The organism is Acetobacter musti (assembly GCF_011516835.1).
GTDB classification, from domain to species: domain Bacteria; phylum Pseudomonadota; class Alphaproteobacteria; order Acetobacterales; family Acetobacteraceae; genus Acetobacter; species Acetobacter musti.
Genome location: NZ_WOTB01000051.1, coordinates 1 through 15,797, shown reverse-complemented (window position 1 = coordinate 15,797; position 15,797 = coordinate 1). Strand labels below are relative to the sequence as shown.

General features: G+C 56.4%; 7 protein-coding genes and 1 pseudogene. 6 read left to right on the top strand and 2 right to left on the bottom strand.

Features of this window, described 5'->3' with window-relative positions; translation table 11 throughout:
* Positions 1-413 precede the first annotated feature (413 nt).
* The 6 genes and pseudogenes from GOB93_RS21785 to GOB93_RS19490 all read left to right on the top strand — a co-directional run.
* Positions 414-695 (top strand): annotated as a pseudogene (locus tag GOB93_RS21785) (transposase); the annotation flags it as partial.
* Positions 696-1,482: 787 nt separating this feature from the next.
* Complete coding sequence (locus GOB93_RS19510) at positions 1,483-6,279, top strand: ATP-dependent helicase (RefSeq protein WP_173585088.1); 4,797 nt, start codon at positions 1,483-1,485, stop codon at positions 6,277-6,279.
* Between the two features lie 450 nt (positions 6,280-6,729).
* Positions 6,730-8,559, top strand: a complete 1,830-nt coding sequence (locus GOB93_RS19505; RefSeq protein WP_408742423.1) for a hypothetical protein — start codon at positions 6,730-6,732, stop codon at positions 8,557-8,559.
* A gap of 33 nt (positions 8,560-8,592) precedes the next feature.
* On the top strand, positions 8,593-10,290 hold the full coding sequence (locus GOB93_RS19500) for an alpha-keto acid decarboxylase family protein (protein WP_173585087.1): 1,698 nt from the start codon (positions 8,593-8,595) through the stop codon (positions 10,288-10,290).
* 84 nt (positions 10,291-10,374) lie between these two features.
* A complete protein-coding gene (locus tag GOB93_RS19495) occupies positions 10,375-11,679 on the top strand; it encodes an MFS transporter (RefSeq protein ID WP_173585086.1) in 1,305 nt (434 codons plus the stop codon).
* 456 nt (positions 11,680-12,135) lie between these two features.
* Entirely contained in the window at positions 12,136-12,312 is a 177-nt protein-coding gene (locus tag GOB93_RS19490; RefSeq protein ID WP_173585085.1) for a hypothetical protein, read from the top strand.
* 96 nt (positions 12,313-12,408) lie between these two features.
* On the opposite strand, the gene GOB93_RS19485 is transcribed toward GOB93_RS19490, so the two are convergent.
* Entirely contained in the window at positions 12,409-13,071 is a 663-nt protein-coding gene (locus tag GOB93_RS19485) for a tetratricopeptide repeat protein (RefSeq protein ID WP_173585084.1), read from the bottom strand.
* A gap of 11 nt (positions 13,072-13,082) precedes the next feature.
* Entirely contained in the window at positions 13,083-15,368 is a 2,286-nt protein-coding gene (locus tag GOB93_RS19480; RefSeq protein WP_173585083.1) for a TonB-dependent receptor, read from the bottom strand.
* Positions 15,369-15,797: the final 429 nt, after the last annotated feature.

Sequence of the window (15,797 nt, the reverse complement as noted above, 5' to 3'; positions counted from 1 at the left end):
CTCGACTTCAACCACTTCATCGTCAGCCGAAACAGCAACGACGGAACCGTCAATATCTACGGACGCAACGGGAACTCCCTCGCCGCACGCGTCCAGGCAGCCTTCTGAGCAATAAAAACAGACGCCCTTTCCGGGGAAAGGGCGTCTGTTTTCAGAACATGCCAGGGCCAGAAAAAAAACCGGAACCAGCATGCTTTTTTCATGGCCATAAAGCTTCTTCAGGGCGCAGAAAACGGGCATCGTGCAGAGGCAGACTATGAAATCACGTCAAACAACGCGTAAAAACTGCCAGATCTTAGTGTGTCATGAGAGATAAAAAAGATTTCAGTCGTCACAGCTAGGCTCAGGACCTGTTAATTCATTGAACTGAGTGTGCTATTGTGATTCACAGTCTTACCGATGGAGGCAAGCCTGTGAGTGACGTGTTTTTGCTGTCCGAGCGCCAGATAAATCTGATCAGGCCGTCTTTTCCTCTGGCACATGGCGTGCCACGCGTGGATGACCGTCGTGTTCTGAGCGGGATCGTTTATGTGATCCGCAACGGCCTTCAGTGGAAAGACGCCCCGAAAACGTATGGTCCGCACAGGACTTTATATAATCGCGTCATCCGGTGGAACCGCCTGGGTGTCTTCGACCGGATCTTCGTCGCCCTGACAGAACAGGCTGGCCGTTCGAAGCGCCTGATGATCGAGTCCAGGAGCAGTTATGACACCCTAAGATGTTCCGAGGTCATCGTAAAATGGGGCACTCATACGATCTGTCCCATCCCGGTATACTTCGCATTCTTGCATAGCATATCCCCGAAACCGCCTGCACCGACCTGTTTCTTCCTGACGTTCGCTCTGCCGAAATTCGCCGTCGTTCGGCCGCAGATAGCAGATATGTCTTTCCCACCGGAATTCAGATGATGCACTCAGATTCGCAAAGGAGACGGCGGAGATGCACTGTGCACCTATGATTGCTGTTACCGCATATTTAGAGGGCATTATGTACTCTTTGGTGTGACTAATGCAGAACGGATGGATGATTACCGCGTAGGAAGGCAACCCGAAAGCCCCCCATATTCTCGTTTATGGTCGTAATCGTCTTTCTATTCCTGCCAGCCTTGCCAATCGCATTCCAGTCATGCTTCCTTTAACGTGGACGTGAGGAAATAAGAGGCAGCGCAGGCAAGAAACAGCCGTCAATTTTATCTGCTGCCGGAGCAAGCACTTCGGAAATGGCCTGTTAATAAATACGACAGACGGCCTGAAATGACAGCATCAGACGCGGCAAATTCAATCTGACGAATCTTCCCCTCGTATGTAAGACGATATCCTGAAGAGGATACGATACCGGACAAAAAGCTTTGCCATCGTATCCATCTGGTCGATCAGGATGCTCGTCTATGGACCCAATCTGAGTCAAGCCGATCAGGAAGAGGTGGATGTAACCCCTCAGGCCGTGCTGAAATACCCTTCGCACTGATCGGAGGTCGCATATATGGCGCGGATGCGCACCGGAAAGCCCGCACCGGCGAAAGACAGTCTGGATTCGTTTACAGCTTCGACCCACGCATGGTTTTTGAAGGTTTTCGGTTCACCAACAGCGGTTCAGAACGCTGCTTGGACGGAAATTCGCAAAGGTGGATGCGTACTGATGATCGCGCCCACCGGGTCAGGTAAGACGCTTGCTGCGTTTTTGCTGGCTATCGACCGTTTCTTCGTGGAAGGCGAGACTGCGCCATCCGCTGCGTCCAGAAAATCTTATAGCAAGACCAGAAAAACCACGACTCCCAAAACAACCACTAAGGTTCTTTATATTTCGCCGATCAAGGCGCTTGGAGCAGACGTGCAGCGCAATCTGCGGTTTCCGCTTGATGGCATCAGCGCGGAACGCGAGCGACGAGGTAACCCGGCGGTACAGATAACGGTGGGAATGCGCACGGGAGATACGCCGGGTGTGGCACGGGCGGCGCTGGTGAGAAGGCCACCGGATATTCTCATTACGACACCAGAATCGCTTTATCTGATGCTGACTTCGAATGCACGAGAAACACTGCGCGAAGTAACAACCGTTATCATTGACGAAATTCATGCGGTGGCCGGAACAAAACGCGGCTCGCATCTGGCATTGAGTCTTGAGCGACTGGATCGGCTGCTTGGCCGCCCCGCACAACGGATCGGGCTGTCGGCAACGGTTCGTCCGGTCAACCGGGTTGCGGGATTTCTCGCCGGGGCACAGCCGGTAACAGTGGTCAGTCCGGGATCAGATCGCCGGCTCGAACTGCGTGTTGTCGTTCCGGTTGAGGACATGAGCGACATTCCCGCGACGGGCGGACCAGATGGATCAGGTCAGGTCGGTTCAATCTGGCCGCATGTCACGGCGCATGTTCTGGATCAGGTGCTGAGCAGGCGGTCAACGATCGTCTTTGTCAATTCGCGGGGACTGGCGGAAAAACTGACGGCACGACTGAATGAGCTTTATGCCGAACGCTATGCGGAAGAGCCGCCAGAAACGGTCGCGGATACCACCCATTACGAGTCCTCGTCGGGAGGAACGCAGGGCCGGTCGGCAGGAATCGTCCCTCTGATCGCACGATCACATCACGGATCCGTCTCGAAGGAGCAGCGGGCGGAGATAGAGACCGCACTGAAATCCGGTGATCTCCGTTGTGTAGTGGCAACCTCCAGTCTGGAACTTGGAATCGACATGGGACTGGTTGATCTGGTGATCCAGGTCGGCGCGCCACCCTCGGTGGCGAGCGGACTGCAACGCGTTGGACGAGCAGGGCACCATGTGGGCAGCGTCTCGACGGGACTCATTTATCCCAGGTCACGCCGGGATCTGATTGACGCAACGGTGACAGCGCACTGTATGCTCGCGGACGAGATTGAGGCCATTTCGCCGCCACGCAATCCGCTTGACGTCCTGGCGCAACAGACGGTCGCCGCTGTCGCGATGGATGCGATCGGAGCCGAAGACTGGTACGTCGCAGTCAGACAATCATACCCATTTCGTGAGCTTTCGAGGAAAGCATTCGACGCCACGCTGGAAATGCTTGCGGGGCAGTATCCGTCTGACGCGTTCGCGGAATTTCGGCCTCGACTTGTGTGGGACAGGAAACAGGACACATTAACGGCGCGTCCAGGTGCGAAGCAGCTTGCGGTAATCAGTGGAGGCACGATCCCCGATCGCGGCATGTACAGCGTCATGCTGCCGGAGGGTGAGGAAAAAGCCGGAGCACGCAGGGTTGGCGAACTTGATGAGGAGATGGTCTACGAGTCCCGGGTGAATGACGTGATTACACTCGGAGCGACTTCCTGGCGCATTCAGCAGATCACGAACGATCAGGTGATTGTTGTGCCCGCTCCGGGGCGATCGGCGCGTCTGCCGTTCTGGCGGGGGGATGGGGCCGGGAGGCCAGCGGAACTGGGACGAGCGATCGGACGGTTTCTGCGGGATCTCGATGCGATGATCGCGCATAGAACTGTAAACGCGACATCGGACCAGCTTCTGGACACGGAACTGAAGACCCTCGGGCTGGACGTGAACGCCTCGACAAACATGGTGCGTTATGTCGCGGAACAACGTGAAGCCACGGGCGTACTGCCCACGGACAAGATGCTGGTGATCGAGCGCTGTCGTGACGAGAGCGGTGACTGGCGTGTGATCCTGCATTCACCTTATGGCCGGCGGGTCCATGCTGCCTGGGCGCTGGCAATTGCGGGGCGGATACGCGATCATTTCGGGGTCGATCCATCGGTGGTGGCCAGTGATGACGGTATTGTGGCACGTGTTCCGGATATGGAGGGACGTCTTCCGGGGGCGGAGTTGTTTCTGTTCGACCCGGATATGTTGCGGAGCCTGCTGACGAATATGGTTGGCGGGTCGGCTCTCTTTGCGTCGCGTTTTCGCGAATGCGCGGCGAGGGCGCTCCTTTTACCGCGTCGGAATCCTGGAAAGCGATCACCGCTATGGCAGCAGAGACTACGTGCTGCGCAGCTTCTGCAGGTTGCGCAGGAACACAGGGATTTTCCGATTCTTATAGAAACTGCAAGAGAGTGCCTTCAGGACGTATACGACCTGGAAGCATTACATGTGCTGATGAGTGGCCTGCGTGAAGGATCTGTTCGTCTGACTGAAGTGACGACCGATATCCCCTCACCTTTCGCATCAACAATTCTGTTCGGCTATGTCGCTGAGTTTATGTATGCGGGAGATGCGCCGCTCGCTGAGCGCCGCACCTCCGTCCTGTCGCTGGACACAGGACTGCTTGATGATCTGCTGGGGCAGGTAGATTTCAGCGAAATCCTCGATCCGGCTATCGTCAGTCGGGTAGAAGAAGAATTGCAACATACCCTGCCTGATCGTCATGTCAGCGGGGCGGAAGGCGTTGTGGATCTTCTGCGGGAACTGGGACCGCTGACGCTGGCCGGAATTGTCCGACGTGTCGCGGACGTTGAGGCTGAGGCCATACCGCACTATCTCCTCCGGCTCAAAGAGGCCTCACGGATAATCCCGGTTGAGATTGCCGGCAACGAGCACTGGGCGACTGTCGAAGATGCAGGCAGGTTACGCGATGCTCTTGGAGTAAAGATCCCTGATGGGATTCCTGACGTATTTCTGCGTGCTTCGGACGATGCACTCCGGGATTTGATGGCACGATATGCACGGACACACACGCCCTTCACAACCGGGGAAATCGCTGCGTGTTTCGGGCTCGGTGCCATCGTGGCAGACGGCATTCTTGAAGAACTTCATGATCGCAACCTGATTCTGAAGGGAAATTTCGGGGTCGAGAAAAAGCTGGAAGAGCGGATACCGGATGCCGTCGCCGCAACGCCTGTTGCGAAACATGAATGGGTTTCCGCAGATGTCTTCCGGCGTCTTCGTCTGCGCTCGCTCCGGGCTGCGCGTGAAGCGACACGGCCTGTGCCGTCATCGATCTATGCGCAGTTGGTTCCTGAGCGCCATTATCTGATGGGCGGAGAGCCAGTTTCGGCTGTCCCGGTCATAGGAACAGGGTGTCTGGAAGGAACAGACGGGGTGATCCGGGTTGTCGAGCAGATGGCGGGTCTGCCATTGCCCGCTTCCGTCTGGGAAATACATGTTTTACCCGTGCGTGTTCGCGACTATACGCCGATGCTTCTGGATAGCCTTCTCGCCAGCGGCGAGATAATCTGGGCCGGGCATGAGGCAATCGGAAACGATGACGGACTGGTATCTCTGCATCTGAGGGTGGTTGCCGGGCAGACACTGCCTACCACAACGGCGGCGGCATCAGAGGAACTTCCTCCCCTCCAGGCCAGGATTTTGCGTATCATGGCAGATGGCGGTGCTTTTTTTGTTCGCCAGCTATGGGATCTGATACAGCCGGAAGCAATGTGGGCTTTGCCAAACGGGGAAAAGGTTTCCGCTTCGGATGTACGAAGCGCTCTCTGGAAACTTGTCTGGCGAGGCTCCATTACAGGAAACACATTTGCGCCGCTAAGGATGCTGACAGGCTTCCGCAAACCACGCGGGGAACGTACGACGACAGCCATACGGCGGTATGCAGGTATCTGGGCACCGTCTTCCCGGTTACGCCATTCTGGCTCTGCACCTCATCGTAATTCCGGACAAGACGATGTGACGATGCCAGGGCGCTGGTCCTTGTTGCCGCGGGAGCCATACACGGATACCGAGCGCGGCTTGGCGCTCGTGGAAAGGCTGCTTGACCGTTACGGCATTGCCACACGCGCCGCCGCGGTTGCTGAACAAGTGAGTGGAGGCTTTCCTGTCCTCCAGCCGCTTTTGCGGGGCATGGAAGACGCCGGACACGTTCTGCGAGGACGCTTCGTGGAGGGGCTCGGCGCGGCGCAGTTCGCAGATCGTGGCACGATTGACCATCTCCGGAATCTGGCGACGACGCCCCCTAAACCAGTTGTACTGGCACTGTCAGCCGTCGATCCCGCCTGTCTGTACGGTACGATCCTGCCATGGCCTGAACATCCCACCGGAGTAAAGCCTGCACGTCGCAGAGGAGCCATTGTAATTCTTTGCGAAGGACGACCTGTTATATATCTGCCGGCGGGTGGCCGGACGATGCTGACGTATTTCGACCGGAATGATCCTGGCTGTCCGTCTCTGATGTCAGTTTCGTCCCACGCACTGGCGGAAGCGCTGAGGCGTGAGAAGAGACCTATATTCACACTTGAAACAGTCGATGGAGAAAGGGCAGGCAGATCGTTTATGGCTATAGCTCTGGGCAAAGTCGGTTTTTATTCACTGCCAAAAGGGCTTGGCTGGCGTGGCTAAGAAGAGAGCCTGCTGATCCGCATAATGTCATGAACGGAGATCTGATGTATTTTATAACATGATGATCGAAGGACATGAGCATGGTATGGCTGGCAGCCTCATCTGTCATTTGTCATGCTGGCCACCCGTTATCAGTCCGACACCGTAAAACCGAAAAATGTCTGATAAAAATCCTTATCACCTGATCAACCCAACGGTTCCGGACCTCATCGCAAAATCCTCATAATGCAGAGTATCTGTTACGGATATCCTCAGGAGATCTGCTTCCCGACAAACTCATCAGGCCAGCATCATCTGATTCATTCAAAACATGAAAATACAATTGTAGCGCTATACGAAGACGAACAGCGATACGAGCTGAAACCCAGCCTGACCATTACTTCGGTGAAGTTCTTACGCAACTTGACGTACGTCAATTACGATTATGGTTCAGGGTGTTAGCAAACTCTGATGACCGAATCGCTCATACCCCGCTTGCATGGTCTGATGAAGCCAAACACCTTAACCGTGTTCGCTGGCGTCAGCATGCTGGCATTATGCGGGTATCCTGCTTACGCCAGCGATGATGATGAAGAACTACTCGCCATCCGCGAACAAATCCATGCTCTCGAGAACAGAGTCGTTGCCATCGAGAAACGCCGTCACGGGGAACGGGTTGCAAGCACGATGAGCCGCAAAGAACGTCAGAATCTGTCCTCTTCGTTACAACATGCGTCCGTAAAGTCAGTAAAATCCACGAATCTTGCTGAAGGCGTCGATGATGTTCCTGTCGAGCCACAAGCACGTTTTTCTTCCTCAGACCCTCGTCAACCTTTTTTCCATTTTGGCGCTCCGCAACAGACGGAAACACAACAGAAATCGTCCATCGATCTCAGCTCATCCAGTCCGCTCGCCATCACCCAGACATCGGTCGATCGTCTGCCGCCGGTGTTCAGCATCGGAAATATCTCCGTCAGGATCGGCGGATTTCTTGAACTCTCGAATATCTGGCGTGACTCGAATCTGACCAGCGGTCCGGCGACGGCCTGGAATAACTTCCCCTACGCCAACAGTCCCAATCATGGGCTGAGCGAGGAACGTCTCTCCGCTCAGCTCAGCCGCCTGTCCACGCTGCTGGAGGCCAATCCGAGCGCCTCCACCCGGCTTCAGGCCTATATCGAATCCGATTTCGGCGGCTCCGGCGGCTCGACCAACAGCGTGCAGATCAACGGCTACGTGCCCCGCCTGCGTCAGGGCTATTTCACCTTCACGCAGAAAGACTGGGGCTTCCATCTGCTGATGGGCCAGGCCTGGAGCCTGACGACCGGTTACGCGAAGGGCGTCCTGCCCAGAAACGAACAGCTCCCGGCTGTCACCGACAACAACCAGATCCCTGGCATCACCTTCACCCGCGTGCCTCAGATCCGGATCGGCAAGGACTGGGGGCAGAAATACTGGCTGGCTCTGTCCATTGAAGACCCGCAGGCCACCGTCGGTTACTCCTCCACCCTCTCGTCGGGCGGCAGGCTGCCTGCGGTGGGCGACAACGCTGAAGGTCCGCGCGTCTATTACGCCAATGCCGGTGGCGTTCTGCTCAATCCCGACACCCAGTACACCGATAACCCCGTTCCCGACATCGTCCTGAAGGGCGCTGTCGATACTTCCGTTGGTCATTACGAGGTCTTCGGTCTGGCGCGCTGGTTCCGCTCGGTCATTCAGTCCCCGGGCGCGAACCATACCCATAAGGACACGCAGTTCGGTGGTGGTGTCGGCGGCGGCATGACCGTGCCGCTCGGCACTCCGAAACTCCAGCTGACCGGCAACGTCATCGCCGGTGAGGGCATCGGTCGCTACGGACCTTCCCTCCTGCCGGATACAACCTTCAACAGTCGCGGACAGCTTACCCCTGTTCCCGAAATGCGCGGCGCGCTCGGCCTGATCGGACATCCCGACAAATCGGTCCTGCTGTACCTCTACGGTGGCGTGGAAACGGCGGGCCGCCGTCGCTACACCGCCGCCGACGGCAACCAGTACGGATACGGTGTCACCGATCAGAATCTCGGCGGTTGCGATATCGAATTCGGAACCTGCAACGCGCAGACCCGGACGCTCGCCTCTTTCACGACCGGCGGGTGGTGGCATTTCCTGGACGGCCAGTGGGGCAGCGTCATGGGAGGTGTCCAGTACACCTATATCCGGAAGTTTGCCTTCCGCGGCAATGACGGCATGGGAAACAGTGTCTACCCGACCACCACGGGCAACACCGTCTATGTCACCTTCCGATATCTTCCGTTCCAGTAACGGAATGTCAGCAATCAGACCGGAGAAACGGACATGTCATATACAGTTGGTACCTATCTCGCTGAACGCTTTGCACAGATTGGTCTGAAACATCACTTCGCTGTGGCGGGTGATTACAATCTCGTATTGCTCGACCAGCTTCTGAAAAACAAGGACTGCGAACAGGTCTACTGCTCCAATGAGCTGAATTGCGGTTTCTCTGCCGAAGGCTATGCCCGCGCGAACGGCGCCGCGGCCGCCGTCGTCACCTTCAGCGTCGGCGCGCTTTCGGCGCTCAACGCCATCGGCGGCGCGTATGCCGAGAATCTCCCCGTCATCCTGGTCTCCGGCGCGCCGAACTCCAACGATCACGGCAGCGGCCATATCCTCCACCACACTATCGGCACGACCGATTACGGCTATCAGCTCCGCATCGCAAAGGAACTGACCTGCGCTGCTGTTTCCATCATCTCCGCTGAAGACGCGCCGGAAAAGATCGATCACGTCATCCGCACGGCTCTGCGCGAGAAAAAGCCGGCCTATATCGAGATCGCCTGCAATGTGTCGGCTCAGCCCTGCCGCGCTCCCGGACCGATCTCCGCCGTTATCAGCGAGCCTGCTTCCGATCCGCAGACGCTGGACGCGGCCATCAAAGCCGTCTCGGCTTTCATTGAAAGCAAGGCGAAGCCCGCCATTCTGATCGGCAGCAAACTGCGCGCCGCCGGTGCGGAAGACGCCGCCATCCGCCTCGCCGATGCTCTCGGCAGTGTCGTGGCGACCATGGGTGCGTCCAAGAGCTTCTTCCCGGAAGATCATGCGAACTATATCGGCACGTTCTGGGGCAGCGCCAGCTCGCCGAAAGTCAGCGACATCTTCAACTGGGCTGACAGCGTTATCGCTCTGGGCTGCATCTTTAACGATTACTCCACCGAGGGCTGGACCGCCTGGCCGAAGGGCGCGACGGTCGTCACCGCCGACAAGGAAGTAACGAAAGTCGGCGATCAGACCTTCACCGGCATCCATCTGCGTGATCTGCTCGACGGCGTTGCGAAACATTTCGCCGGCAAGGCGAAAAAGGACGCCACCATGGTCGAATACCGCCGTGTCGGCGGCGGCGTGACCGAAACCGCGCCGGAGACCACGAAGAAGGACGGCAAGCTGACGCGCGAGCATATCCAGCGCACCCTGCAGTCCATCGTCACGCCTGACACCACCATCTTCGGTGAGACCGGCGATTCATGGTTCAACGTTGCCCGTACGAAACTTCCCCGTGGTGCCCGCGTGGAATACGAAATGCAGTGGGGCCATATCGGCTGGTCCGTGCCTGCCATGTTCGGCTATGCCGTCGCCGCGCCGCAGCGCCGGAACATCCTGATGGTCGGTGACGGTTCCTTCCAGCTCACCGCTCAGGAAGTCGGGCAGATGACCCGGCGCAAACTGCCGGTCATCATTTTCCTGATCAACAATGCCGGTTACACCATCGAAGTGGAAATCCACGACGGGCCTTACAACAATATCAAGAACTGGAATTACGCCGCCGTTGTCGAGGGCTTCAACGCCCAGGACGGCAACGGCAAGGGTCTGCGCGCCACGACCATCGGCGAGCTGGACGAGGCCGTCAAAGTCGCGCTGGACCACAAAGGCGGGCCGGTTCTGATCGAATGCGTCATCCCGCGTGACGACTGCACAAGCGAGCTGATTTCCTGGGGCCGGCACGTGGCTACGGCCAATGGTCGTCCCCCGGCGAAATAACCCGCCCGCTGCTTTGCGGACAGGCGGCCTCCGGGCCGTCTGTTTCGTCTCGGAATATCCCTTACGGTCTCATCAGGAGTGCCCATGCCGCCCATAAACTCTCCAGCACGCTCCCCGGCGAGCACTGCCGCGCCGGCCGGAACACCGGCTCCCCAGCCGCAGAAGCTCCAGCCGCTTTATGTGCTGGCCTGGTTTCTCTGTGCGCTGTTCTACTTTTATCAGTATGCCATCCGCTCAGCGCCCGGCATTATGCAGAATGAGCTGACCGCTGCCTGGGGCAACAGCCATCTCGGCTTGATGATCGCCTCCTATTATATCGTCTATGCCCTTATGGCGCTCGTCGTCGGTGTTCTGCTCGACCGTTACGGCGCGCATGCCGTTCTTCCCGGCTTCATCGCCATCACCGGCATGGGTTGTCTCATCTTCGCCCAGGGCAGCGCCGCTGCCGGTGTCGGCGGCTACATCATTCAGGCCATCGGTGCGATCTGCGCGTTCGTGGGCGCCTCCTACGTTGCCGCCCGCTACCTGCCCGCCCGCACGCTCGCTCTTTTCGTCGGCCTCACTCAGTGTCTCGGTATGGCCGGCGCCGCGTTCGGCTCCAAGCCGACCCGTATGCTCATCGACCCGCAGGGGAGCTGGCATGTGTCATGGGAGCATATCTGGCTCGGTTTCGGCATCATCGGTCTGGCTCTCGCCGCCGCCGTCTGGGTCATCATGCCGCGTGATTCCGGCGACAGCGCCCGTCATCACGGCCCTCTGACCGCCGCCAATCTGCTGAACCCTTTCAAAATCATTTTCTCAAATCCGCAGAGCTGGTGCGCCGGCATCATCGGTGGCCTGCTCTTCGTGCCCACCACCATCGGCGCGCTCGGCTGGGGTGCTTCCATGCTCAGTTCCGGTGAGCACACCACCATGGCTTTCGCCGCCTCCGATGTTTCCATGGTTCCCATCGGCTGGGTCATCGGCTGTCCGCTGCTCGGGTGGATCTCTGACAAGATCGGCCGCCGCAAGCCCGTCCTGCTCGGGGGCGCTGTCCTGCTGCTGGCCGCCTCGCTCTGCGCGCTTTTCGTGCCTGTCGGTATCATGCCGAAATACCTGGTCGCCCTCATCATGGGCATTGCCTCCGGCGCTGCGATGATTCCGTTTTCCTCCATGAAAGAGGTCAACCCGCCCCAGGTGAAAGGCACTGCCGCCGGCGTCATGAACTTCCTCGTCTTCGGAACGACCGGCGTTATGTCTCCGCTCGTTTCCGCCCTGATGGGAAAAGGAACCGTTCTGACCATGGCGCAGTACCGCGAGGCCTTCATGCCGCTCATCATCGGCATCGTCATCGCCATCGGTCTGTCCTTCTTCCTCCGGGAAACAGGCTGGGCCGCCCGCAAGGCGTAACAGGCTTTCTTCTGCCGGGGACATTTCAGTGCGTATGTTCTTTCGGGCGCCCGGTAGAAGATTACGCTCTGTCTTTCATAGTCGAGAGGTCTTACCGCAAGGATGCTTACAGCTTCGATCGGAAGAGGTATCCTGCAGGAGAAAACTCTCTTCATCAGCCTTAACATCCAATTTTCGCCACGGTCACGAAAGAGAGGCCTGACGGGCCGTGCACTTTATTGAGTCGCCGACCGACGTTGCGAAGCTGGCGAAGCGGCTTGACAAAGATAACTCAGACTTGAATTTTTATTATAGAGCCAGTGGATATGGCTTTCATTGCCAGCTGCTGGGATTCGGATATCATCGCGCTATGATGGTGCCTATACTGATCGCGCTCAAGTCGGTCGAGCGGATCAGGAACAATCAACGAGATTCCTATGAGATGGCCCTACAACACGGGACTTTCCGGTAATATTAATGAAAAATGTAGCGGTCCGTCTGATCCCCGATACGGATATCGACCGTCAGGGATTATTGGCGACAGTTCAGCGTGCTGAAATTCGGCCCCCCATCCCGGATCAACAAGGCCAGCAGGCTCTCGACGAAGTCCATGATCTGGCTCGGCGCTATGCCGAACGGAACGTTCAACTTTGAATCCGTCTGGATCATAGCGTCGCTATAACTCTACCGCCGCTCCCGGCACCCTATTGGGAAGCCCCTCCCAATTCATCGCCGGATCAAACCAGACCGTCAGCGAATCTTGCTTCTTCGGCGCACTTCAAAAATAATTCTCTGCAGGGCAGGAGCGTTGGCGTCTCTCAGAAATGCTTCCAGACACTCCCAGTATTCCGGAAATCCAAGAGTCAGAGAGCGTTCAAACCACTCTGCCACGCCCGTCACATCGTTCTCATTCAGGCTCAATCGGCCCATATTGAGACAGGCCCAACAATCGCCAGCCTCTCCGGCTGCCCGGAAAAACTGGCGCGCGCCGTCGATGTCAGGCGAGCCGTACAGTCCTCTTTCATGCAGAAGACCCAGCATATTCAGTGCTTTGGCGACCCCCTTTTGAGCAGCAAACAGATAATACTTGTACGCGCGCATCTTATCCGCTGGCAGGCCATCACCGGTGAGATAGACATCCCCCAGATTGAAAGCCGCCCAACCATCACCTTCCCGTACGGCAGCATTGAAATATTTCACCGCAAGCAAAACGTCCCGTGCCACCCCCCATGCCCGCTCATAGGCGCGTCCGAGCATATTCAGGGCACACGGACGCCCACTGCGCGCCGCAATGGAAAACATTTCGAATGCATGCGAAAAATTGCCGCTGTCCAGATACAGTTGACCCAGTAACAGTTGAGTTTCTACTATATCCAGGTCTTTACCAGTGAGAGATATATCCCTCACTGCCATGTCAGTGTTCATCAGAAAGTAAGGCCAACATTCCCGATAAAGGAACGTCCTGGTCCCGGAACCGCGCGGCTCGTGCTGAACGAGGATGCGTAATTCAGATGATCGGTAATGTTATTGGCGTTAAATGAAACGCGGTAATGCTTCATCTCCCAGGAAATCATACCGTTAAGCGAAAACTGGTAGGGAATACGGGCAGTATTGGCAAAGTCACCATTAGCCCAGTACCCTGAGGCATACTGCGCACCGCCAGCTACTTTCAGAGACCCCCAGCCCCGCGCAAGCACACGATCCGAGAGATCATAGGAGGTCCAGAGCGAAAAATTGTTATGCGAAACACCCGGTGCCTGGTTGCCGTCATACGTGGCGCTGTGTGTGATCCGGCCATCCATATAGGAATAAGAGCCGTAAATATCCCAGTTTTTAGTTATTTTTCCGGTCAGACTCAGTTCGACACCCCGTGTCCGGAGCCCAACACCCGAGTCACTAAAACCGGTTACGACATCACCATTTTCATCGTAATAATAAGAATTGTTCTGGCTGATCTGAAAGAACGCGATACCTAAACCCAGACGCTTCTCGAAGAAATCAGTCTTGTTGCCGAATTCAAACAGATCGCTGCGTTGCGGCTTGAAGTCGGCACCATTCTGCGGCGTGTCGCTGGCCAGAATCGTGACCTGAGAGGACACGTCTGTCCCGATCGGCTTGTAGGAACGAGAGAACGTGAAATAAAAGGAAGAACTCTTAAATGGTGAATAGACAATACTTCCGGACGGGCTCCACCGGTCGGCATTCTGCTTCTGCCGCGACAGAGGAGTAGTCGTTAGCTGATAGCCGGCAAAAGTGGATTGAAACGCATCCCAGCGCACCGAACCAAACAGAGCGAGTTGCTTCGTCAACTGAATATGATCCGACAGAAACAGGCCGACATCACGTTCATCTGAATTTGCCATATTGGCGTTCGGGAAGCGTACATAAGCGCCGTTCGATGAATGAGACGTATTCCGGATGGTCTGGGTATTGGTGCGACCATACCACGTCCCGACATACCGGTTCTCGTCCTGGTAGTTCACATCCACGCCGAATTTAAGGTCATGCTTCACAGACCCCGTATCGAAACGGGCATTGCCCATCAGGACATTTTCTGCGCCCCAACCTTTCGACAGATAGGCCGCACCGCCGCCCGCACCATAAGTCAGCGCCGGGCTGCCGCCTACGAGGAACTGACTCGTGCAGGTTCCGGAGCAGGCTCCTGGAGTCGTCGACGCATAATTACGTTCATATTTCGTCAGACGGGTATTGTTTGTCAGCGTAAACCACGAGGCGAGCTCCGATTTCACTGAGGAAGTGAGGCTGTGAATATCGGAGTTATCCCGGTCGGCGCTTCGCGCGTAGGTCGTATTGCGATCAAGACCCTCACTGGTAATCGGTCTGTAAATGCCATTCGGCATCTGAATCATTCCAACGCCGTAATCCGGAACACTGTCCGTGTGCAGCCAGCGCCAGTTGAGATGCCAGGATGTTTTGCTGTGCAGCCCTACACCGAGATCGACCGAGCTGCCGTACCTGTTCGAATATACATAGTCACGTCCGACTGTACCGCTCTGATTATACATACCATTGACACGCAGTGCGACATTATCGCTGATCTGATAATTGACATCGGCCTGTCCCCGGTAAAGAGCCGCGTTCCCGAAGGCCTGATCGTAATTATACGATGTCCCGTCATGAGCCTTCTTCAGAGTCTCATTGATAAGACCGCCAAGATTCGCCGCGCCGAAATATTCACCCGCCGGCCCTTTTATGACCTCGACATTTTCAATGTCGAAAATATCGCGCGTATACGTTCCGAAATCTTTCAGGCCGTCAGTATAGATATCGCCGCGTGCCTGCTGACCTCGAATACGGAACTGGTCACCATTCAGACCGCCGCGCCCCTCTCCGGTGGAAAGAGTGATGCCGGGGACATTCGCAAGCGCCTGATCCAGTGTATACAGACGCTGCTGCTTTATTATTTCCTGAGGAACAACATTGATTACTTGCGGCGTCTCACGAACTGATGTCGGCATACGTCCGATATCAAGCACCGTTTCATTCGTATTGGGAATGTCGTGACCCGGACTTTCACCACGTACACGAACGGCCGGCAATTTAATGGCTGAATCCGTTGCGGCTGGTTCAGTATTCGCTTCCTGAGCTTCAGCTTCCCCTTCGGTCAATCCGACTCCAGTCGCGAAACCCAGCATAACCGCCATCCCAAGGCGTGCCTTCGGGAAACAGACATTATCAGACCGGCTCATTGTCAACTCCTGATAGGACAGGATCGTCCCTGTTCGTTGCGAGGTCGTGTATGACCTGACGATGCTGCTTAATATGCGACTGCGAGTAATTCGCAAACAAGAAAATGCAGTGAATATTCTTGTTCGCTTAACCGACATGCTATGTTATACATGAGTTACAATTCATTCATCGACTGCTCAGATCGTCGCAGGTCACCGTTAGGCTCAGGACCTGTTAATTTCCTGAACTGCCTGGGATGTTGTAATTTCAAAGGCTTACCGATGGAGGATGACCTGTGAGTGACGTGTTTTTTACTGTCCGAGCGTCAGATGGAGCGGATTAAGGTCTGTGGGGATTCACCGTGAGTGGATGATGGCTGCAGCGAGACAGATCATGGCGCTGAAGCTTTTGTCCGTTTTGCCGGCACGCATAGCGATGCGTTTGAATTC

What these genes read in the sequence shown, in the direction of transcription:
- GOB93_RS19510 (WP_173585088.1), top strand. Translation starts at nt 1,483, where the DNA reads ATGGCGCGGATGCGCACCGGAAAGCCCGCACCGGCGAAAGACAGTCTG.
- GOB93_RS19505 (WP_408742423.1), top strand. Translation starts at nt 6,730, where the DNA reads ATGACCGAATCGCTCATACCCCGCTTGCATGGTCTGATGAAGCCAAAC.
- GOB93_RS19500 (WP_173585087.1), top strand. Translation starts at nt 8,593, where the DNA reads ATGTCATATACAGTTGGTACCTATCTCGCTGAACGCTTTGCACAGATT.
- GOB93_RS19495 (WP_173585086.1), top strand. Translation starts at nt 10,375, where the DNA reads ATGCCGCCCATAAACTCTCCAGCACGCTCCCCGGCGAGCACTGCCGCG.
- GOB93_RS19490 (WP_173585085.1), top strand. Translation starts at nt 12,136, where the DNA reads ATGAAAAATGTAGCGGTCCGTCTGATCCCCGATACGGATATCGACCGT.
- GOB93_RS19485 (WP_173585084.1), bottom strand. Translation starts at nt 13,071, where the DNA reads ATGGCAGTGAGGGATATATCTCTCACTGGTAAAGACCTGGATATAGTA.
- GOB93_RS19480 (WP_173585083.1), bottom strand. Translation starts at nt 15,368, where the DNA reads ATGAGCCGGTCTGATAATGTCTGTTTCCCGAAGGCACGCCTTGGGATG.